The 22,891-nt window shown below is 73.9% G+C and carries 18 protein-coding genes; 12 read left to right on the forward strand and 6 right to left on the reverse strand.

Annotated features, from left to right (window positions below):
- A partial coding sequence (locus tag IE249_RS36695) for an FAD-binding oxidoreductase (protein ID WP_229857884.1) occupies window positions 1-769 on the reverse strand: 769 nt, incomplete at its 3' end.
- 128 nt (window positions 770-897) lie between these two features.
- Between IE249_RS36695 and IE249_RS08730 the strand changes: the two genes are divergently transcribed.
- Window positions 898-1,515, forward strand: a complete 618-nt coding sequence (locus tag IE249_RS08730) for a TetR/AcrR family transcriptional regulator (RefSeq protein ID WP_189704206.1) — start codon at window positions 898-900, stop codon at window positions 1,513-1,515.
- Complete coding sequence (locus tag IE249_RS08735) at window positions 1,512-3,116, forward strand: glycerol-3-phosphate dehydrogenase/oxidase (protein ID WP_189704207.1); 1,605 nt, start codon at window positions 1,512-1,514, stop codon at window positions 3,114-3,116. Before IE249_RS08730 ends, IE249_RS08735 begins: the two co-directional genes overlap by 4 nt.
- Window positions 3,117-3,127: 11 nt before the next feature.
- Here IE249_RS08735 and IE249_RS08740 read toward each other — a convergent pair whose 3' ends face one another.
- Together IE249_RS08740 and IE249_RS08745 are read right to left on the reverse strand one after the other, a co-directional pair.
- Window positions 3,128-3,655, reverse strand: coding sequence for a hypothetical protein (locus IE249_RS08740; RefSeq protein ID WP_189704208.1), 528 nt, complete (start codon window positions 3,653-3,655; stop codon window positions 3,128-3,130).
- A 205-nt stretch (window positions 3,656-3,860) separates the two neighbouring features.
- Window positions 3,861-6,140 carry a catalase gene (locus IE249_RS08745; RefSeq protein ID WP_189704209.1) on the reverse strand — a complete coding sequence of 760 codons (2,280 nt, stop codon included), beginning with the start codon at window positions 6,138-6,140 and terminating at the stop codon, window positions 3,861-3,863.
- A gap of 462 nt (window positions 6,141-6,602) precedes the next feature.
- Between IE249_RS08745 and IE249_RS08750 the strand changes: the two genes are divergently transcribed.
- The 5 genes from IE249_RS08750 (at window position 6,603) to IE249_RS08770 (ending at window position 9,962) form a co-directional block, all read left to right on the forward strand.
- A complete protein-coding gene (locus IE249_RS08750) occupies window positions 6,603-7,325 on the forward strand; it encodes a nucleotidyltransferase family protein (protein ID WP_189704210.1) in 723 nt (240 codons plus the stop codon).
- A complete protein-coding gene (locus IE249_RS08755) occupies window positions 7,322-7,627 on the forward strand; it encodes a hypothetical protein (RefSeq protein WP_189704211.1) in 306 nt (101 codons plus the stop codon). Before IE249_RS08750 ends, IE249_RS08755 begins: the two co-directional genes overlap by 4 nt.
- Entirely contained in the window at window positions 7,624-8,388 is a 765-nt protein-coding gene (locus IE249_RS08760; RefSeq protein WP_189704212.1) for a metallophosphoesterase family protein, read from the forward strand. Before IE249_RS08755 ends, IE249_RS08760 begins: the two co-directional genes overlap by 4 nt.
- Window positions 8,389-8,598: 210 nt before the next feature.
- Window positions 8,599-9,063, forward strand: coding sequence for a low molecular weight protein-tyrosine-phosphatase (locus IE249_RS08765; RefSeq protein ID WP_189704213.1), 465 nt, complete (start codon window positions 8,599-8,601; stop codon window positions 9,061-9,063).
- Window positions 9,060-9,962 carry a fructosamine kinase family protein gene (locus tag IE249_RS08770; RefSeq protein WP_189704214.1) on the forward strand — a complete coding sequence of 301 codons (903 nt, stop codon included), beginning with the start codon at window positions 9,060-9,062 and terminating at the stop codon, window positions 9,960-9,962. The genes IE249_RS08765 and IE249_RS08770 overlap by 4 nt, the downstream gene beginning before the upstream one ends.
- A gap of 53 nt (window positions 9,963-10,015) precedes the next feature.
- Here the strand turns inward: IE249_RS08770 and IE249_RS08775 are convergent, their stop codons facing one another.
- Entirely contained in the window at window positions 10,016-11,443 is a 1,428-nt protein-coding gene (locus IE249_RS08775) for an alkaline phosphatase family protein (RefSeq protein WP_189704215.1), read from the reverse strand.
- Window positions 11,444-11,908: 465 nt separating this feature from the next.
- On the opposite strand from IE249_RS08775, the gene IE249_RS08780 reads away from it, so the two are divergent.
- The 5 genes from IE249_RS08780 to IE249_RS08800 all read left to right on the forward strand — a co-directional run bounded on the left by IE249_RS08780 (window position 11,909) and on the right by IE249_RS08800 (window position 20,167).
- Window positions 11,909-12,385: a hypothetical protein gene (locus tag IE249_RS08780; protein WP_189704216.1), complete on the forward strand. Its 477-nt coding sequence runs from the start codon at window positions 11,909-11,911 to the stop codon at window positions 12,383-12,385.
- A gap of 258 nt (window positions 12,386-12,643) precedes the next feature.
- Window positions 12,644-13,336 (forward strand): GAF and ANTAR domain-containing protein, encoded by a 693-nt coding sequence (locus IE249_RS08785; protein WP_189704217.1) that lies wholly within the window; start codon window positions 12,644-12,646, stop codon window positions 13,334-13,336.
- A 264-nt stretch (window positions 13,337-13,600) separates the two neighbouring features.
- On the forward strand, window positions 13,601-16,306 hold the full coding sequence (locus tag IE249_RS08790) for a SpoIIE family protein phosphatase (protein ID WP_189704218.1): 2,706 nt from the start codon (window positions 13,601-13,603) through the stop codon (window positions 16,304-16,306).
- Between the two features lie 102 nt (window positions 16,307-16,408).
- Window positions 16,409-19,168: a SpoIIE family protein phosphatase gene (locus IE249_RS08795; RefSeq protein ID WP_189704219.1), complete on the forward strand. Its 2,760-nt coding sequence runs from the start codon at window positions 16,409-16,411 to the stop codon at window positions 19,166-19,168.
- A 156-nt stretch (window positions 19,169-19,324) separates the two neighbouring features.
- Window positions 19,325-20,167 (forward strand): chitosanase, encoded by an 843-nt coding sequence (locus IE249_RS08800; RefSeq protein WP_189704220.1) that lies wholly within the window; start codon window positions 19,325-19,327, stop codon window positions 20,165-20,167.
- A gap of 96 nt (window positions 20,168-20,263) precedes the next feature.
- On the opposite strand, the gene IE249_RS08805 is transcribed toward IE249_RS08800, so the two are convergent.
- Together IE249_RS08805 and IE249_RS08810 are read right to left on the reverse strand one after the other, a co-directional pair.
- A complete protein-coding gene (locus IE249_RS08805; RefSeq protein WP_189704221.1) occupies window positions 20,264-20,500 on the reverse strand; it encodes a hypothetical protein in 237 nt (78 codons plus the stop codon).
- Window positions 20,501-20,583: 83 nt separating this feature from the next.
- Window positions 20,584-22,383 carry a glycoside hydrolase family 15 protein gene (locus IE249_RS08810; protein WP_189704542.1) on the reverse strand — a complete coding sequence of 600 codons (1,800 nt, stop codon included), beginning with the start codon at window positions 22,381-22,383 and terminating at the stop codon, window positions 20,584-20,586.
- Between the last annotated feature and the right edge of the window lie 508 nt (window positions 22,384-22,891).

Raw genomic sequence — 22,891 nt, forward strand, 5'->3', positions numbered from 1 at the left:
CGAGCACCAGCTGGCGCAGGTCGGGTCCGGCCGCCGAGCGCGGGGCGCGGCCGGCCTCCAGGGTGCCCTCGGGCGTGGCGAGGGTGAGGCCGAGGACCATCTCGTCGAAGCGCCCGTATCCGGCGGACGCCTGTCCGGAGGAGCGGGCGGCGGCGAAGCCTCCGATGGTGGCCCACTCGTAGGACTGGGGGAAGTGGCCGAGGGTGAAGCCGTGTTCGGCCAGCAGGGCCTCGGCGCGCGGGGCGCGCAGGCCGGGCTGGAGGGTGGCGGTGCGCGAGACGGGATCGAGGGCGAGCAGGCCGTCCATGCGGCGCAGATCGAGCGCGACGAAGGGGCGGCGCCGCTCGGGTGCGAGGCCGCCGACGACGGAGGTGCCGCCGCCGAAGGGGACGAGCGCGAGGCCGTGGGCGGCACAGGCGCGCAGGACGGCGAGCACGTCGTCGTGGCTCGCGGGCAGGACCACGGCGGCGGGGACGTCGGTGACGTCGCCGCCGCGGATGCGCAGCAGGTCGGGGGTGGACTTGCCGCGGGTGTGCCGGATCCGCGTCTCGGCGTCGGTCCGCACGTGCGCCTCGTCGCCCACGGCTTCGGCGAGCGCGCCGAGCGCCTCGGCGGTCAGCGGGGACGCGGGTACGGGGATCTCGTCGAGGGTCACCGGTGCGGTCGCCGCGGGCTTGACGCCGAGCAGGTCGCGCAGCAGTCCGATCACCGTCTCGGGCAGCGGCGTGGCCTGCGCCGGGTCGCCCCAGCCGCTCCACAGCATGTCCATGGGGGTGTTCCTCACCGGTCGTGTTCTGGTCGGGTTCTGAAAGGTGCGTGTCCTGCTCGGGCCGTTGTCCTGCTCCGGCCTTCCGCCGGGAGGGCTGGTGCGCCGCCCGGGGCGTTACACTGTTACACATGGCGCCTATTCGTCACAACACCCAGCTCGACCCGGCCGTCACGGACCGCGACCCCGTCCTGGACGCCGTGCGCGACTGCGTCCTGGCCGTAGGGGTGCGCCGTACGACCCTGACGGACGTGGCCCGGCGCGCGGGCGTGTCCCGGATGACGCTCTACCGGCGCTGGCCCGACGTGCGGTCCCTGGTCGGCGATCTGATGACCCGGGAGTGGATCGGGGTGGCCACCGGGGCGATGCCCGAGCGGGTGCCGGGCGCGCCCGCGCGGCCGCTGATCGTCGACGGTCTCGTGGCGGGGGTGGCCGCCTTCCGCGCCCATCCGCTCTTCCGCAAGATCGTCGACGTCGACCCCGAACTGCTGCTCCCCTACGTACTGGACCGGCGCGGGGCCAGCCAGGAGGCGCTCCTCGCCCTGCTCGAACAGGCCCTGCGCGAGGGGCACGCCGACGGATCGGTACGCGCCGGCCACCCGGCACGGCAGGCGCGGTCGCTGCTGCTGGTCGTGCAGTCCTTCACGCTCTCGCTGCGCACGATGACCGACGCGGACGACCCCGAGCTGGACGACGAGGCCTTCCTCGCGGAACTGCGCACCCTTCTGGAGAGGACCCTGACGCCATGAACCCCGGCAGCCGCAACGCCACCACGGGGGACCCGGTCCCCTTCTCCTCGCTGGACGCCGCGCGGCGCACCCGCGAGCTGGCCCGCACGGTCGGCGGCCAGTCCGTGGACGTCCTGGTGGTCGGGCTCGGCGCGACCGGCGCCGGCGTCGCCCTGGACGCCGCCGCGCGCGGGCTGAGCGTCGTCGCGATCGACGCCCACGACCTGGCCTTCGGCACCTCCCGCTGGAGTTCCAAGCTCATCCACGGCGGCCTGCGCTACCTCGCCTCGGGGCAGCTCGACGTCGCCCACGAGAGCGCGGTCGAGCGCGGGATCCTGATGGAGCGCACCGCTCCGCACCTGGTCGGGGCCCAGCCGTTCGTGCTGCCACTGACGCCGCTGGTCTCCCGCGCCCAGGCGGCGCTCGCGTGGGCGGGGTTCCGCGCGGGCGACGGGCTGCGTCTGGCGGCGCGCACCGCCCGTGCCACGCTGCCCGCGCCGCGCCGGCTGTCCGCAGTCGAGACCCGCCACCTGGCACCGGGGCTGCGCGGCACCGGGCTGCGCGGGGGGCTGCTGTCCTGGGACGGGCGGCTCACCGACGACGCCCGCCTGGTCACCGCCGTCGCCCGCACGGCGGCCGCGCACGGCGCGCGGATCCTCACCCGCGTACGGGCCCTGGAACTGACCGCCTCCGGCGCCCGCGTCCGCGACGAACTCACGGGCGAGGAAGGCGAGATCAGGGCGCGCGCGGTGATCAACGCCTCCGGCGTGTGGGCGGGCGGCCTGGTCGACGGCATCCGGATACGGCCCTCCCGCGGCACCCATCTCGTGCTGCGGGCCGGCCACCTCGGCGACCTGCCCGCCGGGCTGCACATCCCGGTCCCCGGGGAGAACAACCGCTTCGTCCTCGTCCTGCCGCAGGGCGACGGCCGGGTCTACGTGGGGCTGACCGACGAGCCCGTCGAGGGCGGGATCCCGGACGTGCCGGAGGTGCCGGAGAGCGACATCGGCTTCCTGCTCGACGTGCTGGGCTCCGCGCTGGACGTGCCGGTGCACCGCGACGACGTGGTGGGCGCGTTCGCGGGACTGCGCCCGCTGCTGGACACCGGCCCGGCGGACGGATCACGGGCGGGGGCCGAGCCGCGCACCGCCGACATCTCTCGGCGGCACGCGGTGCTCACCTCGCCGGAGGGCGTGGTCACGGTGGTCGGCGGCAAGCTCACCACCTACCGGCGGATGGCCGAGGACGCGGTCGACGCGGCCGTCGACGCGCACGGTCTGGCCGCGGGCCCCTCCCCCACCGCTGCCCTGCCGCTGGTCGGGGCCGCGTCGCCCGCCGTCCTCGCGTCGCTGCCGGCCCCGCACCGCCTGATCCGCCGCTACGGCACCGAGGCGCCCGCCGTGCACGCGCTGGCCGCCCGGGACCCGTGGCTGGCCGAGCCGGTGGTCGAGGGTCACCCGGTCACCCTCGCGGAACTCCTCTGGGCCGTACGCCACGAGGGCGCCCTCGACGAGTGCGACCTCCTCGACCGCCGCACCCGCATCGGCGTGGTTCCGGCCGACCGCAGGGCGGCCCTCCGCACGGCCCGGGAGGTACTGAGCACGGCTCTCGACCCCCGGTGACCGTGAGGGGATCAGGCGGCGAGGGCCGAGCCCGGGTTCAGGTGGGTCAGGAGAGCCGCCTCGTGGAGGGTGGCGATGGGAGCCAGGAGATCGGGGTGGCGCAGCAGTGCCGCCGCGGTGCGGTCGCGGTCGTCGGGCGCCGTCAGGCGGCGGAACTCGACCGGGGTGCCGGCCGCGTGGGCGCCCTGCGCGATCGCGGCGACGGCCCGCTCGGCCAGTCGGGGGTCGGTGAGCAGGCAGGCCGCCCAGCTCGCCACGACCTCGTCCACCCAGGTGCGCCAGGCGTACGTGTCCGGATCGCCGGCCCCGGCGCCGTCAGCGCCGGCGATCCAGTCCAGCCGGGCCGAGCCGCCGGGGCCCGCCATGCCGACCAGGGCGGCGTCCATGGACGTCGGGTAGCGCAGCCAGGCGGCCACCGTCACCGCCTGGCGCGCCTGCACCTCGCACAGGGCGGAGTCCAGCGCGCCGCCGGAGGCGGGGTACGCGCCGGTCAGCCAGTGGGTGGTCGCCGCGATGAGGGGGGAGAGATCTTCGAGCACTGCCGGGGCCGTTCGCGCTGTTCACGGACAAGGGACGTGGGACACAGGACAAAAAGGACTCGTGAAACGGTAGCCCCCGGCCCCGGGGGAAGAATATGGCCCGGGCCTCCTCCGGGGCGTGGGCTTGGCCACATCCCGCGCGTCAGTGGACGACGGGCGGCGGCGGTGCCCTCCGGAGGAGACCCGGGGCCTGGCGTTACGCCGGTCAGGCCTCCGCGGGGAAGCGCTCCCAGACGCGGTGGGCGCCCAGCAGCCGGGTGACCTGCTCCAGCGTGCTCGTACCGCTGTCGCCGACGATCACACCGGGCGCGTCGACCGGTACACCGGCGGCCTCCAGGGCGGCCTCGGCGCCCTTCCAGACGCCGATCGCCTTGCCGTGCCGGAAGGCCTCGGACAGCAGCAGCCCGACGCGCGGGTCGTGGGTGGCCTGCTGAGCGGTGGTGAGGCCGGCCTTGGCGTCGCGCGCCCCGTAGGCGTCGGCGCCCACGCCCGGCACGCCCGCCAGCAGCAACGCGTCGAACTCCACCGACCGCGCCGTCGCGTAGGTGCGCTGCACGGTCAGCGCCCCGTCGCCGTTGCCCAGCTTGCCGCCGGACGGCGCGACGACGAGCGGGACCATGCCTCCGGCGAGCACCGCGTCGCGCACGGCGTGGACCCCGTCGAGGTCGCCGTCCGGGCCCGCGACGATGCCGATCACCCTGCCGTCCGTGGGCCAGGTCTGCCCGACCTGGGACAGCGCCGGGCTGGGCTCGACGTCGGCCAGGGGCACGGTGGCCGAGGGGGCGGGCAGGCCGAGCCCGGCCGCGACCTCGGCGCACAGCTCGGGGTCGATGTTGGCCAGCACCTGCAGTGCGCGTTCCTTGACCGCCTGCTCGTAGCACTTGCCCAGTTCGAAGGTGTAGGCGCCGATGATGTGCTCGCGCTCCACCGGGGACATGCTCAGCCAGAACCGGCGGGGCTGGCTGAAGTGGTCGGCGAACGTCTCGGGCGCCTCGCGGACCTTCTTCGCCTCCGGGATCCGCACGGGCGTCTCCACGTACGCGCCCATGTCCGCCCCCGCGGTGAACGGGCAGCCGCCGTCGAGGGAGTTGGGCCGGTAGGGCGCGGCGCCGCGGTGCACGGCCGTCTGGTGGAAGCCGTCGCGCAGCATGTCGTTGACCGGCGCGTGCGTGCGGTTGATCGGGATCTGGCCGAAGTTGGGGCCGGCCAGGCGGGTGATCTGGGTGTCCAGGTACGAGAACAGCCGTCCGGACAGCAGCGGGTCGTCGGTGATGTCGATGCCGGGGACGAGATGGCCGGGGTGGAAGGCCACCTGCTCTGTCTCGGCGAAGAAGTTCGACGGGTTGCGGTTGAGGATCAGCCGCCCGATGGGCTGCACGGGGGCCAGTTCCTCGGGGACGATGTTCGTCGGGTCGAGCAGGTCGATGCCCTCGAAGGTCTGCTCGGGCGTGTCGGGGAAGGTCTGGATGCCCAGCTCCCACTCCGGGTAGGCGCCCGCCTCGATGGCGTCGGCGAGGTCGCGCCGGTGGAAGTCGGGGTCGACGCCGCTGATGATCTGCGCCTCCTCCCACACCAGGGAGTGCACGCCCAGCTTCGGCTTCCAGTGCCACTTGACGAGCGTGGTCCGCCCCTCCGCGTCGACCAGGCGGAAGGTGTGGATGCCGAAGCCCTCCATGGTCCTGAAGGAGCGCGGGATGCCCCGGTCGGACATGTTCCACAGCACGTGGTGGGTGGCCTCGGTGTGCAGGGTGACGAAGTCCCAGTGGGTGTCGTGGGCCGACTGCGCCTGCGGGATCTCCCGGTCCGGGTGCGGCTTGGCCGCGTGCACGATGTCGGGGAACTTGATGGCGTCCTGGATGAAGAACACCGGGATGTTGTTCCCGACCAGGTCGAAGACGCCCTCACTGGTGTAGAACTTGGTCGCGAATCCCCGGGTGTCGCGCACGGTGTCGGCGGAGCCGCGGGACCCCAGCACCGTGGAGAACCGCACGAAGACCGGCGTCTCGACGTCCTTGGCGAGGAACGCGGCCCGGGTCACCGAGGAGGCCGTGCCGTACGCCTTGAACACGCCGTGCGCGGCCGCGCCGCGGGCGTGGACCACGCGCTCGGGGATGCGCTCGTGGTCGAAGTGCATGATCTTCTCGCGCAGGTGGTGGTCCTGCAGCAGTACGGGACCGCGCGGGCCGGCCTTCAGCGAGTGGTCGGTGTCGTACAGCCGGGCGCCCTGGGCGGTGGTCAGATAGCTGCCGGCCTGGGCCATGCGCGCCTGGTCGGCGCCCGTCGGCTGCCCGGTCGGGGAGTAGGTGTCGGGGCCGGTCTGGTCGGGCTTGGGCGGCAGGGGCTCGCGCGGCTCCGTGGGTTCCGCCAGGGACGGAGACTCGGAGCCGGGCTTGCCGGGGATGCCCTCCGGCGGTGCCGCGCCGTCGCCGGTCAGCGCCTCGCCGACCTTGCGTGCCGCCTGCTTGATGGGGTTGGCCTCGCTCATCAGTACCGTTCCTCCGCTTCTGGCCGCACCGCTGTGCGCCACGACCGCGTGCTGTTGGTGAATGCCGGTGGCCACCCGCCGGCGGTGACCGCGGGACCGGGTACCGCCCGGGGCGCGACGCGGCAGGCGTCGGCTCCTGTCGGCGAACCGAGGGGTAAATCGCCCATAACAGGCATTGGTTCCGTCAATCTCTCACGGTGCGCGAAGCGGCGCATGGGGCGCACGGCCAAGGGGTGGACCCCCGAGGGGTGGACCTTCCGCCGCATCACCGCTCCCGCTCCCCTTCGCGTCCCGCCGTGCCGACCGCCCAGCACGCGTACCCGGACGGGAGCACTCAAGGCATGTTGTCGAAGCGGGGGCGCCGGGTACCCGGACCGCGCTCGAGAGGCCGTTCCCGGGCCGGGCGGCCGACCGGCCGGCCGCGCGGTACGGCCGTCGTCCGGTGAAGGGAATGGAGTCGTCATGACACGGAACGGAGGCGACGCGGCTCCCGCCCGGCAGGCGGGGCCCCCCGGCCTTCGTCTTGCGGCGGGCGGGGGCCGGCAGGTGCCGCGCCATGGGTCGCACGAGCAGGGCGAGCCCCTGCCCCGCGACCGCAACCAGGCGATCCTGGAGGCCGCGAAACAGGTGGGCACCCTGCTGAAGCGGAAGGGCCACTCGTTCGCGCTGGCGGGCAGCGTGGCGGCGTACGCCCACGGCGGCAGCGAGAACCTCCAGCACGACGCCGACTTCTGCGTACGCCCCGAGGACGCCGAGGCGGTGGCGGCCACTCTCGGCGAGGGCGGACTCGCGGTCCACACGCCTCCCGAGGACTGGCTGATCAAGGCCAAGTGCTTCGGCCAGGACATCGACATCATCTTCGAACTCGCCCACCAGCCGGTCTCCGCCGCCATGCTGGACCGCGCCGAGGAGCTCCCGGTCGACTCGGTGCGGATGCCCGTGCTCTGCCCGACCGATCTGCTGTGGAGCCTCGTCGCCGCCTTCTCCGAGCATCACTGTGACTTCGGGGCCGTCCTGCCGATCGCCCGCGCGCTGCGCGAGAAGGTCGACTGGGAGCGGGTCCGGCGCGCGTGCGGCGACGAGCCCATGCCGGCGGCCTTCTTCTTCCTCCTCGAACGCCTGAACGTCATCGCCCCGCACACCGACCCGGACCCGCACCGGGAACAGTCGAAGGAGCAGTCATGAGCGACCACGGCCAAGAGCGGTCACCCGGCGCTCCGGCCGCCACCGGAGAGGACGCCGGCGACAACCTGGAGTACCGCGTCGCCCATCTGCGGGAGCGGATCGCCGGCGGCCCCCTGGGAGAGCTGGGCGTACGGCTGGAGGTGCGCGGCGAGGCCGTACTGCTGACCGGCACGGTGCCCTCGGCCCACTGCCGCGACGAGATCTGCGCTCTCGCCGACGAAGAGCTGCGCGGGCACCGGGTCCACTGCGACGTGGCCGTCGCCGATGCCTCCTCCCCCGACCACGCGGAGGATCTCGCATGATCCGCGTAGCAGCCGTCGGGGACATCCACATGGCGCCCGAGACCCGGGGCACGCTCAGGCCCGCCTTCGAGACGCTGCCCGACTGCGCCGACATCCTGCTGCTGGCCGGGGATCTCACCCGGCACGGCACGCCGGAGGAGGCCCGTGTGGTGGCGGAGGAGATCCGGGGGCTCGCGGTGCCGGTGGTGGCCGTCCTCGGCAACCACGACCACCACGACGACCGGCCCGGGGAGGTCACCTCCCTTCTGGAGGACGCCGGGGCCCAGGTCCTGGAAGGTCGCGGAGTCGTCGTCCCCTGCGGCGGGGCGCGTGTGGGGGTCGCCGGCACCAAGGGGTTCGGCGGCGGGTTCGTCGGCCGCAGCGCGGGCGAGTTCGGCGAACCGGTGATGAAGGAGTTCGTCCGGCACAGCCGTCACTGCGCCGACGCGTTGCGCGCCTCGCTGGAGGAACTGGCCGGGCAGGACTGCGACATGCGGATAGCGCTCACCCACTACTCCCCCGTGCCCGAGACGCTCGCCGGTGAGCCGCTGGAGATCTACCCGTTCCTCGGCAGCTATCTGCTGGCCGAGGCCATCGACACGGCCGGCGCCGATCTCGCGGTGCACGGCCACGCCCACGCCGGCACGGAGAACGGCATGACCAACGGCGGGGTACGGGTACGCAACGTCGCCCAGCCGGTCATCGGACGGGCGTTCCACGTCTACCACGTGCACGAACGCGAGCGAGTACCGGCCGCCCGCAGCCACACGAACAAGCCCTGAGCCCACCGGCACCGGCGGCTTGGACTCCGGCCAACGGGCCGGGCATGACACCGGGTTCGCGGCCCCGCCCGCACGCCCGGCACGCGCCCGGGCCCGCGTGGGGCGGGGGCGCGCGGGCGGGCGGCGGGGTCGGTCCCCGTGTCCGGCTGCCCACGCGGCCCCCGTCTGCCTGTCCGCTGTTGCGCGGGCCCGGGCTCGTAGGGTGGGGGCGTGCATATCAGTTTTGTCTGCAGTGGCAATATCTGCCGGTCGCCGTCCGCTGCCCTGGTGTTCGCCGAGCATCTGCGCCGGGCCGGACTCGCGGACGCGGTGCGCGTCAGCAGCGCCGGGATCGGGCCCTGGCACGTCGGAGAGCCGATCGACGAGCGCTCCGGCGAGGTGCTGGCCCGCCACGGCTACCCGGTGGAGCACGTCGCCGCGCAGGTCGGCGCCGAGCACCTGGACGCCGACCTCTTCCTGGCCATGGACCGCGGTCACGAGAAGGCACTGCGCCGGCTCGTGGCGGACCCGTCCCGGGTGCGCCTGCTGCGGTCCTTCGACCCGGAGGCGACCGGCGACCTCGACGTGCCCGACCCGTACTACGGCGGCCCGGAGGGCTTCGACGAGGTGCTGGGCATGATCGAGGCAACGGTGCCCGGTCTGCTCGCCTGGGTGCGCGAACGCCTCCCCTCATGACCGCGGACGCCGCCGGGGGACCCGGCGCCGCGGCCGCGCGGCTGACCGGACGCCGTACGACCGCGACGCGCCCCCTGTCGGGCTCGGGCGCCCTCGCCGAGGTGACGCTCGACGACGGCCGCACGGTGGTGGTCAAACGCGGTGACGGCCCGGAGGCGGTACGCGCCGAGGCGGCGGGCCTGCGCTGGCTCGCCGGCGCGGACGCCGTGCGCGTCCCCGAGGTGCTGGGCCAGGACGAGCGCTGGCTGGTGACCGAGCGGGTGCCGCCCGGCCGGCCGAGCGCGCGGGCGGCACTCCGCTTCGGCCGCGCCCTCGCCGCCCTGCACGCCGCCGGGGCGCCCGCGTTCGGCGCCCCGCCGCCCGGCGGGCCCGTGGAGGCGCGCATCGGGCTCGCGCCCATGCGCAACGTGCCCGGCGACGACTGGCCCGACTGGTACGCCGAGCACCGGGTGCTCCCGTATCTGCGCCGCGCGGTCGACGACGGCGTGCTCCGGCGGTCCGAGGCCGCCGTCGTCGAACGCGTCCTGGAACGACTGCCGGAACTGGCCGGTCCCGCCGAACCGCCCGCACGGCTGCACGGCGACCTGTGGAACGGCAACGTGCTGTGGGGCGCGGACGAACAGGTCTGGCTGATCGACCCGGCCGCGCACGGCGGCCACCGGGAGACCGACCTGGCGATGCTCCACCTGTTCGGCTGCCCGCAGCTGGAGCGGGTGCTGGAGGGGTACCAGGAGGTGGCGCCGCTCGCCGAGGGCTGGGCGGGCCGCATCGGTGCGCACCAGCTCTTTCCGCTGCTGGTGCACACCGTGCTGTTCGGACGCGGATACGCCGGGCAGACCGTCGCCGCGGCCCGCGGCGCGCTCGGTCACGGGCCCGACGGCCGACCGGCCGAGCGCTGAGGCAGCCCGCCCGCTGACCGGCCCGACCGCCGGCGGATCGTGTGCGCGGCGGCTCAGCGGTGCGGCCGGTGGCCCCGCTCCTGGTGCGGGAACGTCTGGTCCGCGCCGGGCAGCGTCGGCTTCGGCAGGGTGGCCACCTCCTCCTTGGCCTTCTCCAGCTGCTCCGCCGTGTCGTCGGGCAGCCGGGGCGAACGCGGACGGCCGTGGGAGAAGCGGAAGGCGGAGGTCAGATCGCCGAACGTCTCACGCCGCCAGTCGCTGATGTTCGGCTCCTCGACACCGGTGAAGCACTCGAGGAACCGCAGTGCGGAGGTGTGGTCGAAGGCCTCGGTGGCGACCCAGCCGCCCACCGTCCAGGGGGAGATGACGATGGCCGGCACCCGGAAGCCGCCGCCGACGGGCAGCCCCTTGACGAACTCGTCGGCGGTGCCGTCGGGCGGCGTCGGCGGGGGCACGTGGTCGAACAGCCCGTCGTTCTCGTCGTAGTTGAGGATGAACGCGGTCTTGCGCCACACCCTCGGGTTGGAGGCGACGGCCTCGAGCTTGGAGGCCACGAAGTCGGCGCCGGCGGCCGGCAGGTAGTCGGGGTGCTCGGACTGGTAGCTGGTCGGCATGATCCAGGAGACCGCGGGGAGCCGGTCGTTGCGGGCGTCCTCCTCGAACGTTCCCTCGGGCTGCGGGCGTACGCCCCGCTCGTACAGCTCGGAGCCGGGCTCGGCCTCGCGGAAGGCGGCGAACTGCTCCAGCAGGTTGCAGCCGTAGTCGTCGTCCTGCTGGTAGACCTTCCAGCTGATCCCCGCCGCCTGGAGCCGCTCCGCGTACGTCGTCCAGCGGTACGGCGTCGGCGCGACGTTGCTGAGGACCGGGCCGCCCCTGGTGCCGCCGGGGTCGATCGTCCCGGTCATCCACATCAGCCGGTTGGGCCAGGTGGGCCCGAACACCGAGCAGAAGTAGTTGTCGCAGATGGTGAAGGTCTCGGCGAGCGCGAACTGGAACGGGATGTCCTCGCGCGTGTAGTAACCCATGACGTAGGGGCCGTTGACGCCGTCGGCCTTGCGGTGCGCGGGTAACCAGCGGTCCATCTTCCCGCCGTTCCACGCCTCGTGCTGCACCGACCAGGCGTGACTGGTGGAGGGGATGGCCTGGGCGCTGGTCGTGTGGGTGTCCAGGTGGAAGGGCAGCAGATAGCCCTTGGGGTTCTCGGCGTCCGGCTGGTAGAAGACCGAACGGCCGGTGTCGAGCCGGAGCGCGTGCCGGTCGCCGAAGCCCCGGACGCCCGAGAGGGTGCCGAAGTAGTGGTCGAACGAGCGGTTCTCCTGCATCAGCATCACGACGTGCTCGACGTCGCGCAGCGAACTGTTCCTGGGTGGTTCGGCGGCGACCGCCTTCTGGACGCTCGGCGGGAGGAGGGAGAGGGCCGCGGCGCCGCCCAGCGCGCCGGCGGCCGAACCCAGAAGTCTGCGGCGTGTCAACTCGGCCATGAATGCCCCTTCTTGAGCGATGGGAAGCTCTCACGCGTGGCGGCCGTGTCCGGGAGGGGGAACGGGAGGAACGGACCGCCGACCACTGTCTGCCCGTACCGACGGGGGGAGTCAGGGGCCGGGGGTGAACAAGTGGCCAACGGACAGGGAGGTGTTGGCCAAGCCGTGACCTGCGTCATCGTGCCGTTGCCGGGGCGTTGCCGGACGGTGGGAAAAGGGCGGCCCGCGGCGAGGCCGCTGCGCCGCACTACGGAGCGCTGATCACGCGGCCGCCGCCGCTTCTGGGTTGCCTCGTGAATGTCCCGATTTCGTCACCAAGTGGCCCTCGGGTCTCTCCTGTTGCCGTTGGGCGGCGTGCTCATGCTAAGAAATACGGCGTCACAGGCACGCGGCCCGCCGCTCGGCGCGCCGCGTGTCATGTCGTTTCCGGCCCGTCGGGGCCGCAGGGGGAGAGGTATCACCGAAGTGAACCGTACGCGCACGACCGTCGCTGCTCTGGCCGCAGTCGGGGTCGTCACCGCCGCTCAGCTGGGCCTGGCCGGAGCCGCTTCCGCGGCGCCCGCCGTCAGCGCCAAGAGCTCGGGCTGCCCGATCGACATCGTCTACCCGACCCGGTTCTACGTGGACCACAACGGCTGGGTGACGAACGGCGGGCTGTACTTCGGCATCAAGAGCAAGACCAGCAAGAGCTTCAAGAAGGTCACCTTCACCGTCACCAACGTCAAGAACCTCCGGTTCGGCCAGGCGACGCCGAAGGGCGGCAAGATCAGCCACAAGACGTCGCAGACCGTGTCGGTCTACACGTCGGCCTTCAAGGGCAAGGCGAGTCTCGGCTTCAAGGTGCACACGCACCTGCTGAACACCCGCAGCTACAAGCTGAAGTTCACACTGCACGGTTCCGGCTGGAACTGCGCCGTCAACCAGGGCACCTGGGGTTCCTGACCCCGGTGCGCGGCCCCGTACGGCCCCGGCTCCCGCCTGGCGCCCGGACCGTGCGGACCGCAACCGTCGTGACACGATGCCCCGGCCCCCGCGGCCGGGGCATCGGCGTGCGTGGAAAGGGGGCATGACCGCGGGACCGGGACATCGGCAGCGCCGCGGGATGCGTGGCGCGCCGCGCGGTAGGCTGCCTGTGACGGAGGTCGTCGCCGGCTACGTCCCCCCGGCACCGATGGGCAGGCTGCGGGAAGGGTGGTGCGGATGGACTGGCGTGAGTTCGCCGAGGCGATGGCCGCGCTGTCCCGGCGCCTGCTGGCCCAGGACGCGCTCCAGGACACGCTCGACCAGATCGCCTCGGCGCCGGTCGAGCTGGTCGACGGGTGCGAGGCGGCAGGCATCCTCGCGGTGCGCAAGGGCCGCGCGGTGACGCTCGCCGCGCGCGGCGACGTGGTCGCCGAGTCCGACCGGGTGCAGGGAGAGCTGGGCGAGGGGCCCTGTTTCGACGCCGCCCGGCGCGTCAACGGCGACCGCATGTTCCGTATCGCCGACCTCACGCAGCCGCAGCCGGACTGGCCGAGGTACGCACCGGCCGCCCGTGACCTGGGCATCGGCAGCATGATGGGCTTCCTGCTGTACGCCGACGGCCAGGACTTCGGCGCGCTGGACTTCTACTCGAGCCGCCCCGGCGCCTTCACCCGGGACAGCGAGACCGCCGGCTGGCTGCTGGCCTCGCACGCGGCGGTGGCGCTGGCCAGCGCGCGTACGGTCGACCAGCTGGAGCACGCCCTGGAGACCCGGCACGCCATCGGCGAGGCGATGGGCATCCTGCGGGAGAGGCACCGGCTCAGCGAGGACGACGCCTTCGCCGTCCTGCGCCGCATCTCCCAGCACCACAACATCAAACTCCGCGACGTCGCCCAGAACATCCGCTCCGCCCCCCGCAAACAGCCCTGACCGACCCCGGTCGCGGATCCCCCTGTGCCGGGGGCCGACCGCCGCAGGGCCCGGCGCCACGCGCCGGCGTCCGCCCGGCCCCCGCCTGCCTCCGAGCGGCCCGCGCCCGCAAGGGCCGGCTCCCGCCGGGAGGCGGCGTCCTCGGCCGTGTGCGAGGTGGGAGCCCGCCGCACGGCGGGTGCGCGATCGGTGTCGTGTGGCGCATTCTTGCTGTGTCTTCTTCGTGTGTCGTCCAGGTGGCGGCGCGGGGACGGGGTGGAGCCGATGACGCGCAGAGCCGAGGAAGCGGGCCGGAGGGCCGCGCGGCTGTCCGCGCTGCTCGCCGACGCCTCCACAGAGGCGATCAGCGCCGCCGGCGGCCACACCGGCGGCGTCTACCTGCGCTCGGGCACACCCGGCCTGCTGCGGCTGGCCGTCCTCGCGGGGCTGCCGGGCCCGCTGTTCCGGCCCTGGTGGCGGATGCACGTGGACCGGCGTTTCCCGGTCGCCGACGCCTTCCGGCTCGGAGTCCAGGTGGTGCTCCCCAACGCCACCGAGACCATGCGCCGCTATCCGCAGTTCGCGGCCGGCCTGCCCTTCCAGTTCGGCTCCCTGTACGTGCCCGTCTCCGACGGCTCGGCGACGTACGGGGTGCTGGCCGTGCTCCGCCCCTCCGTGGCGGACGCCACCGAGGTGCTGGCGGGACGCGACCGTATGGCCGGCCTCGCGGACGACCTGGGCGCGGCCCTGTCCGAACTGGCGGACGGCGACGGGTCGGCGGTCACCTGGGACTGCGAGCCGCTGTGCGTGCGGCCGCCCGCCGTCCGGGGGTTCGAGGGCAGGATCGGGCGTTTCACCTGGGATCCGGCGACCGACACGCTCAGCGCCGACGAATGCTGCCATGTGCTGCTCGGGCTGCCCGCCGCCGAGTTCCCCGGCACGGGGCGGGCCCTGGCCGAGGCGGTGACGGACGGGGAGGCCCACCAGGTGCTGACCGCGCTGCGGGCGGCCGCCGCCGGACGGCCCGGCACCCTGCCGCTGCCTGTGCGGACCCGGGGCGGCGCGCTGCGGCTGATGGAGTTCTGGACGTCGTACGTGACGCCCACGCCCGGCACGTACCGGGTCAGCGGCATCGTCCGCGATCCGGGGCCCGGCCCGGTCGGGGACGCGGCGGCCGACCTGCTGCCGGACGGCGTCTTCTGCGTGGACCGGCTGGGCATGATCGTCTACGCCAATCCGCGCGCCGCCCAGCTCCTGGGCCTGCCCCGCAGGCGGCTGGAGGGCCGCTCGCTGTGGGAGTGCGTGCCGGGGCTCGACCACCCCACGTACGACGACCATCTGCGCGCGGCGCTGCTGTCGCCGGACCCGGTGCACTTCCACGTCGCGGAGCCGTCCGGGGAGGAGACGGGAGCGGGAGCGGGGACGGGGCCCGGTACGGGGGCGGCATCGGCGCGGCGGAACCCGGGCCGGCTGCTGGCGCTGTCCGTCCACTCCGGGCCCGGCCTGCTGACGTGCGTGCTGCGGCCGATCCATGCCGCCGATGCGCCCGCCGGCGCGCCGGCCGAGGCGCTCGTGCAGCCGGAGGCCGGTCCCGGCATCGCCTCCGCCGCGCCCCCCACCGGTGAGGCGGCGGTCGACGGACCGGCGGACAGCGACGCGTCCGCCGAACCCGCCCCCGCGGAAGCCGCGACCGCGACGCCCGACGCCACACCCGCGCCCGCCCCCGCGCCCCCAGGATCCGTGACGGGGCCGGCCGCTCACATGTACCGTCCGATCGTCCTCGCCATCGCCCTCACCGAAGCCGTCACCGCGCGCCAGGTGTCGGCCGTCGTCATGCAGGAACTGCTGCCCGCCTTCGGCGGCAACCGGCTCGCCATCTACCTGCTCCAGGAGCGGCACCTGTACCTGGCCTGGGAGACCGGCTTCCCCAAGGGCTTCCTCGTCCCCTTCGAGGGCGTCGGGCTGGACGCCCGTATCCCCGGCGTCGAGACGCTCACCACCGGCCGCCCGCTGTTCTTCGACTCGATGCGGCAACTGGCGGACGCCTACCCCGGGCTGGCCCTGGACGCCGACGTGGGCTCGCGGGCGTTCCTGCCGCTGATCGCCTCGGGACGCCCGGTCGGCACCTGCATCCTGGGCTTCGACCGGCCGCGCGCCTTCAGCGGCGAGGAGCGCACCGTGCTGACCTCGCTCGCGGGCCTCATCGCCCACGCGATGGAGAAGGCGCAGCGCTACGACTCCGAGGCCGCCCTCGCCCGAGGGCTCCAGCAGGCGCTGCTGCCCCGCCGGCTCGCCGTCCACCCCGAGGTGGAGACGGCGGGGCGCTATCTGCCGGGCACCCAGGGCATGGAGGTCGGCGGGGACTGGTACGACGTGGTCGCTGCGGGCGACGGACTGGCGCTGGTCATCGGGGACGTACAGGGGCACGGGGTGCAGGCGGCCGCCACCATGGGCCAGTTGCGCAGCGCGGTGAAGGCCTTCGCGCTCGGCGACCGGCCGCCCGACGAGGTGATGAGCAGTACGAACCGGCTGCTGATCGACCTCGATCCGGGCCAGTTCGCGAGCTGCTGCTACATCCGCCTGGACCCCTCGACCGGACTGGCCCGGGTCGCCCGCGCGGGGCATCCGCTGCCGCTGCTGCGCCACCCGGAAGGGCGCACCGAGGTGTGCGACATACCCGGCGGTGTGGTCCTCGGCGTGGACACGCAGGCCCAGTACCCGGTGGGCGAGCTGCGGCTGGAACGCGGGGCCGTGCTGGCCCTCTACACGGACGGTCTCGTCGAGCGGCCGGGGCTGGACATCGACGTCGGGGTGAGCGCGTTGCGGGTCGCCCTGTCGAGGGTCGGCTCGGCGGCGGCCTGGCCGGCCGGCAACTCCCTGACGAGCGTCGCCGACCGCCTCACCGCGACCGCCCGGCACACCGCCGACCGGCCCGACGACATCGCCCTCCTGCTCGCCATGCGCCGCCCCTCCCCCGCCCGCCCGCGCTGACGCCTCCCCCGGCCGGCCGGCGCCCGGCCCTCTCCTCCCGCTCACCCCTGTCCGGGTGTTACGGGCCTCGCCTCGCCGGGCGCGGCAGTGTAGACATGGCACATGGTCCGCCTCCCGGGCCGAACCGGTACCCGGTCGACCCGCCGTCCCAGCGGCCAGCGCCTTCAGCATGCGCCTGGCCCGGCTCGGCGAGCGCGTGAACGGGCCGAGAAGGCCCGGTCGGTGACCGGCCGGGCCGGTCTGCGCGCGGCGTTGAGCGGGCGCAGCGTGGCCGGACAGGTGTTCATGCTGCAGGTCGCCATCGTGCTGCTGCTGGTGCTCGGCGCGGTGGTGGCGCTGGTGCTCCAGGTGCGGCACGACAGCACCCAGGAGGCCCGCAACCGCTCGCTCGCCGTCGCGGAGACCTTCGCCAACGCGCCCGGCACCCGCGCGGCCCTGAGCACCCCGGATCCGACGGCCGTCCTGCAGCCGAGGGCGGAGGCCGCCCGCAAGGCGGCGCACGTCGACTTCATCGTGGTGATGAACACCGACGGGATCCGCTACACCCACCCCAAGCCGGACCGCATCGGCAAGAAGTTCGTCGGCACCATCCAGCCCGCGCTGAACGGCGGCACGGTCGTCGAGGAGGTCAACGGGACCATCGGGCGGCTGGTGCAGGCGGTGGTGCCGGTAAAGGCACCGGACGGCACGGTGGTGGGCCTGGTGTCGGCCGGCATCACCACCCGCAACGTGGGCGGGCTCGCGGACCGGCAGCTGCCCGTCGTCCTGGGCGCGGCCGCCGCCGGCCTGGCCCTGGCCACGGCGGGCACCGCGCTGGTCAGCAGGCGGCTGCTGCGCCAGACACACGGGCTGGGTCCGGGCGAGATGACGCGGATGTACGAGCACCACGACGCGGTGCTGCACTCCGTGCGCGAGGGCGTGATCATCGTCGGGGACGAGGGCGAGCTGCTGCTCGCCAACGACGAGGCGCACCGGCTGCTCGACCTGCCCGGGGACGCCGAGCGGCGGCGCGTGTCCGACCTCGGCCTCGACCCGGTCACCGAGGACCTGCTGGCCTCGGGGCGGATCGCCACCGACGAGGTGCACCTGGTCGGCGACCGGCTGCTGGCGATCAACCAGCGGCCCACGGACCTGGACGGCGGCCCCTCGGGCAGTGTGGCCACGCTCCGCGACTCGACCGAGCTGCGCGCCCTGTCCGGCCGGGCGGAGGTGGCCCGCGAGCGCCTGAGCCTGCTCTACGACGCCGGTGTGGGCGTCGGTACGACGCTGGACGTGACGCGGACCGCCGAGGAGCTGGCGAAGGTGGCCGTGCCGCGGTTCGCCGACTTCGTCACCGTGGACCTGTACGACGCGGTGCTGGCCGGCGAGGACCCCGAGCCGGGGGCCGCGCTGCGCCGGGCGGCGGCCGGCGGGATCCGCCAGGACGCCCCGCTGTACCCCGTGGGCCACCAGATCCGCTTCGTCTCCGCCTCCCCGCAGGCGCACAGCCTCAAGACCCGTCGGCCCGTCCTGGAACCCCGCCTGGAGGCGGCGCCGGGCTGGCTGGCGCAGGACCTGGAACGCACCGAGCAGATCGTGGCGTACGGCATCCACTCGCTGATCACGGTGCCGGTGCGGGCCGGGACGCTGGTGCTGGGGCTGGTCAACTTCTACCGGTCGGAGAAGGCCGAGCCGTTCGACGCCGAGGAGCTGGCCCTGGCCGAGGAGCTGGTCGCGCGGGCGGCGGTCTCCATCGACAACGCGCGCCGCTACACGCGCGAGCACGGCATGGCGGTGACCCTGCAGCGCAGTCTGCTGCCGCGCAGCCTGCCCGAGCAGAGCGCCCTGGACATCGCCTACCGGTATCTGCCGGCGCAGTCGGGGGTGGGCGGGGACTGGTTCGACGTGCTGCCGCTGTCGGGCGCGCGGGTCGCGCTGGTCGTCGGTGACGTCGTCGGCCACGGGCTGCACGCCGCGGCCACGATGGGCCGGCTGCGCACGGCGGTGCACAACTTCTCCGCGCTGGACCTGCCGCCCGACGAGCTGCTGGGGCTGCTGGACGAGCTGGTGGGCCGGATCGACCAGGACGAGTCCGCGGAGAGCGCCGGCGCGCCGGTCACCGGCGCGACCTGTCTCTACGCGATCTACGATCCGGTCTCCCGGCGCTGCGCCGTCGCCCGGGCCGGGCATCCGCCGCCCGCCGTCATCGCGCCCGACGGCACGGTGACGTTCGCCGACGTGCCGGCGGGGCCGCCGCTCGGGCTGGGCGGGCTGCCGTTCGAGACCGCGGAGCTGGATCTCGCGGAGGGCAGCCGGCTGGTGATGTACACCGACGGGCTGGTGGAGGACCGCGGCCGGGACATCGACACCGGTCTGGAGGAGCTGCGCGGCGCGCTCGCCTCGGCGGGCGGGTCGCCGGAGGAGACGTGCCGGGCCGTGCTCGACGCCCGGATGCCGTTCCGGCCGGGCGACGACATCGCGCTGCTCGTCGCGCGCACCCGGGCGCTGTCCGCCGACGCGATCGCCGAGTGGGAGGTGCCGGCGGACCCGGCGGCCGTGAGCGACGTGCGCGCGGCGGTGACCCGCCGGCTGGCGAGGTGGGACCTGGAGGAGCTGACGTTCACCACCGAGCTGGTCCTCAGTGAGCTGGTCACCAACGCCATACGCTACGGCGGCGAGCCGATCCGGGTGCGGATGCTCCGCGACCGCACGCTGATCTGCGAGGTCTACGACAGCGGCAACACCTCACCGCACCTGCGCTACGCGGCCACCACGGACGAGGGGGGCCGTGGCCTGTTCCTCGTGGCGCAGCTCGCCGAGCGCTGGGGGACCCGCTACACGCCCACAGGGAAGGTCATCTGGGCGGAGCAGCCGCTGCCCTGACCGCGCCCCGGACCCGCGGCTCTCGTTCGTTCCTACGAAATTCCTGTGCGATGGATGACCACACGTTCGAAGCTCTGATAGTAAACCTTCCTGACAGAACCGGTACGGACCAATGTCCGAGCAACTCCCAGCCCCCCACCCTCACTTGGAGCCCCCATGGTGCATCCGAACCCCGGCCGGACCGCCCGGCCCGGCGCCTCCCGCCGCACCGTCCTCGCCGTCCTCGGCGCCTCCGTCGCCGCCCTGCCGTTGCTGAAGGCCACCCATGTCGCGGCGGCGCCCGCGGCCGCGCCCGGCCTGGACGACCCGGCGAAGAAGGAGATCGCCATGAAGCTCGTGTCGAGCGCGGAGAACTCCTCGCTCGACTGGAAGGCGCAGTACAAGTACATCGAGGACATCGGCGACGGACGCGGCTACACCGCCGGCATCATCGGCTTCTGTTCCGGCACCGGCGACATGCTCGACCTCGTCCAGCTCTACACCGACCGCAGGCCCGGCAACGTACTGGCGAAGTACCTGCCCGCGCTGCGCCGGGTCAACGGCAGCGACTCGCACGACGGCCTGGATCCCAACTACCCCAAGGACTGGCGCAAGGCCGCCCAGGACACCGCCTTCCAGCAGGCGCAGAACGACGAGCGCGACCGCGTCTACTTCAACCCGGCCGTCGCGCAGGGCAAGTCGGACGGGCTGCGCGCGCTCGGCCAGTTCGCCTACTACGACGCGATCGTGATGCACGGCGACGGCGGCGACCCGACCAGCTTCCGCAACATCCGCAAGCGGGCGCTGCGCAGCGCCAAGCCGCCGGCCCAGGGCGGCGACGAGGTGACGTACCTGAACGCGTTCCTGGACGCCCGGGTGTGGGCCATGAAGCAGGAGGAGGCGCACAGCGACACCAGCAGGGTCGACACCGAGCAGCGGGTGTTCCTGCGCAAGGGCAACCTGGATCTCGACACGCCGCTGGACTGGAAGGTGTACGGGGACCCGTACCACATCGGCTGAGTGTCCCGGCCCGCGCCGGCCGGCGCGGCGCACATGCCGGGCCGGCCCGGGTGGGTCTCCCTGCTCGGGACCCGGGCCGGCCCGGTACGCGCGCCGTCAGCCGCCGTTCAGGCGCTGCTTGAGCAGCTGCTTGCCCAACTCCGCGCCCTTGCGGCTGTCCGCCTGGGCCTTGCGGAACAGCTCCACGACCTCGTTGTCCTTCTCCCGCTCGGCGTCCTGGATGTACTGCTCCAGGCGCAGGGCGTTGCTCAGGCAGGCCTCGACGTACCAGACCAGGTTGTAGTCCTTGTCCCGCGTACCGGTGACGTCACCGGTCTCGGTACCGCTCGTCATGCGGGCCTCCTCCTCGGTGGGGGTCTTGAAGATCCGTCTTCGGTGCCACGCCGGGTACCCGCGCCCGGCGCGGCACACACACGTCAGCCGAGGGCGCGGTCCAGGTTGTAGGCGGCGCTGATCAGGGACAGGTGGGTGAAGGCCTGGGGGAAGTTGCCCTGCTGCTCGCCGGTGCGGCCGATCTCCTCGGCGAACAGGCCGAGGTGGTTGGCGTAGGTGAGCATCTTCTCGAAGGCGAGCCGGGCCTCGTCGAGGCGGCCGGCCCGGGTGAGGGCCTCGACGTACCAGAACGAGCAGATGGAGAACGTGCCCTCCTCGCCGCTGAGGCCGTCGGGGCTCGCGCCGGGGTCGTAGCGGTAGACCAGGGAGTCGGAGACCAGGTCCTCGGTGAGCGCGTCGAGGGTGGAGAGCCATTTGGGGTCGGTGGGCGCGATGAACTTCGCCAGCGGCATCATCAGCACGGCGGCGTCGAGGACGTCGCCGTCCTCGCACTGCACGAAGGCCTGCCGCTCGGCCGACCAGCCGTGGTCCATGATGCGGCGGTAGATCGTGTCGCGGGTGCGCCGCCAGCGGGGCAGGTCGGCGGGCAGTCCGCGGTGGTTGGCCAGCCGGACGGCGCGTTCGACGGCCACCCAGCACATCAGCCGCGAGTACAGGAAGTTCCTCCGGCCGCCGCGGGTCTCCCACACGCCCTCGTCGGGCTGGTCCCAGTTCTCGCACACCCAGTCCACGAGCGCGCACACGTCGTCCCACTGGCCGCTGGAGATCGGCTCGGCCCACCGGTCGTAGAGGTAGATGGAGTCGATCAGGGCGCCGTAGATGTCGAGTTGGAGCTGACCGGCGGCGGCGTTGCCGACCCGGACCGGGGCCGAGCCCTGGTGCCCCTCCAGGTGCGGGAGTTCGCGTTCGGGCAGCTCGGTGCGGCCGTCGATGCCGTACATGATCTGCAAGGGGCCGGTTGCCTTGCCGTCGCCCGGGCTGATGTGCCGGGTCACGAAGCGCATGAAGGCCGCCGCCTCGCCGCTGAAACCGAGGCGCAGCAGGGCGTACACGGCGAACGCGGCGTCGCGCACCCACACGTAGCGGTAGTCCCAGTTGCGCTCGCCGCCGAGCCGCTCGGGCAGGCTGGTGGTGGGCGCGGCGACGATGGCGCCGGTGGGGGCGTAGGTGAGCAGCTTCAGGGTGAGGGCGGAGCGGTGGACCATCTCGCGCCAGCGGCCCCGGTAGCGGGACTGCGCGAGCCAGCGCCGCCAGTAGGCGACCGTCGTCGCGAACTGCTCCTCGGCCTCGGTGCGGGCGCAGCGGCGGGGGGCCACGTCGCCGCCGACCTGGTCCAGGGCGAAGACGGCGGACTCGCCCTCCGCCAGCTTGAACTCCGCGAGGACGTCGGGTCCTTCGGTCTCCAGGGGCACCGTGGCCGTGAGCGCGAGCGCCCGCCGCGGCGACTCGAACAGCACCACACGGCCCTCGGTCCGCACGGTGTGCGGATCGGCGCCGTAGTTGAAGCGGGGCGCCACCCGGGCCCGGAACGGCATGGTGCCGCGCACGCACAGCACCCGCCGGATGAGGCGGTGCCGCTCGGCCTCGCCGTCCACGCCGGTCACCGGCATGAAGTCCTGCACCTCGCCGACGCCGTCCTCGGTGAAGAACCGGGTGATCAGCACGTTGGTGTCGGGGAAGTAGAACTGCTTGGTGCGTGCCGCCTCGGCGGCGGCGAGGTCGAAGCAGCCGCCGCGCTCGGCGTCCAGGACGGCGGCGAAGACGCTCGGGTCGTCGAAGGAGGGGCAGCAGTACCAGTCGATCGTGCCGTTGGAGCCGACCAGGGCGACGCTGCGCAGGTCGCCGATCAGGCCGTGGTCGGCGATCGGCACATAGCGGGGCATGCCAGGACCGGGGCCGTGGCCGGGGATGCCAGGGCCGGGCTCGCGGCGGGGGGTCTCGGCCATCGCGGCGGCCTTTCTCGGGGGGCGCGCGGGCAGCGTCCGGAGCTCGCGGCCGGGCCGCCTCCTCCGGCTCTTCCAGCTTAGGTGCGCACGGCCGGAAGGCTCGGTGCCGGACGGCCGCGCGGGAGGTTTCCCGGTGCGGCCGGCAGGTACCCCCCGGGCAGGACCGCGGGCATTCCGCGGCGGACCCGGGCGGGCGCGCGGCCGGGCGCGGGCCCCTTCCGGATGCAGGGTGCGGCCGGCAGGGCAATCGTGGGAGGAGGTCCCGCTCCCGCGGCGCGGCCGAGCAGTCCGGACCCGGGCGGGACACGGCCGGACCCGAGGAGGACACATGTCGACGCCACAACCCGATGCATCCCGTTCGTCCGGGGACCGGTGCACCCCGGACGACCTGCTCCACGCCCGCACCGGCACCGACGTCTCACCGGAGGACGTCGTGCTGGCGGCG

Source organism: Streptomyces anandii JCM 4720 (genome assembly GCF_014650655.1).
In the GTDB taxonomy this organism is placed as follows: domain Bacteria; phylum Actinomycetota; class Actinomycetes; order Streptomycetales; family Streptomycetaceae; genus Streptomyces; species Streptomyces anandii.

Coding starts and splice junctions, on each gene's coding strand:
- IE249_RS08785 (WP_189704217.1), top strand. CDS start 12,644: ATGGACTGGCGTGAGTTCGCCGAGGCGATGGCCGCGCTGTCCCGGCGC.
- IE249_RS08745 (WP_189704209.1), bottom strand. CDS start 6,140: ATGAGCGAGGCCAACCCCATCAAGCAGGCGGCACGCAAGGTCGGCGAG.
- IE249_RS08775 (WP_189704215.1), bottom strand. CDS start 11,443: ATGGCCGAGTTGACACGCCGCAGACTTCTGGGTTCGGCCGCCGGCGCG.
- IE249_RS08750 (WP_189704210.1), top strand. CDS start 6,603: ATGACACGGAACGGAGGCGACGCGGCTCCCGCCCGGCAGGCGGGGCCC.
- IE249_RS08800 (WP_189704220.1), top strand. CDS start 19,325: ATGGTGCATCCGAACCCCGGCCGGACCGCCCGGCCCGGCGCCTCCCGC.
- IE249_RS08730 (WP_189704206.1), top strand. CDS start 898: ATGGCGCCTATTCGTCACAACACCCAGCTCGACCCGGCCGTCACGGAC.
- IE249_RS08755 (WP_189704211.1), top strand. CDS start 7,322: ATGAGCGACCACGGCCAAGAGCGGTCACCCGGCGCTCCGGCCGCCACC.
- IE249_RS08805 (WP_189704221.1), bottom strand. CDS start 20,500: ATGACGAGCGGTACCGAGACCGGTGACGTCACCGGTACGCGGGACAAG.
- IE249_RS08790 (WP_189704218.1), top strand. CDS start 13,601: ATGACGCGCAGAGCCGAGGAAGCGGGCCGGAGGGCCGCGCGGCTGTCC.
- IE249_RS08760 (WP_189704212.1), top strand. CDS start 7,624: ATGATCCGCGTAGCAGCCGTCGGGGACATCCACATGGCGCCCGAGACC.
- IE249_RS08810 (WP_189704542.1), bottom strand. CDS start 22,383: ATGCCCCGCTATGTGCCGATCGCCGACCACGGCCTGATCGGCGACCTG.
- IE249_RS08770 (WP_189704214.1), top strand. CDS start 9,060: ATGACCGCGGACGCCGCCGGGGGACCCGGCGCCGCGGCCGCGCGGCTG.
- IE249_RS08735 (WP_189704207.1), top strand. CDS start 1,512: ATGAACCCCGGCAGCCGCAACGCCACCACGGGGGACCCGGTCCCCTTC.
- IE249_RS08795 (WP_189704219.1), top strand. CDS start 16,409: ATGGTCCGCCTCCCGGGCCGAACCGGTACCCGGTCGACCCGCCGTCCC.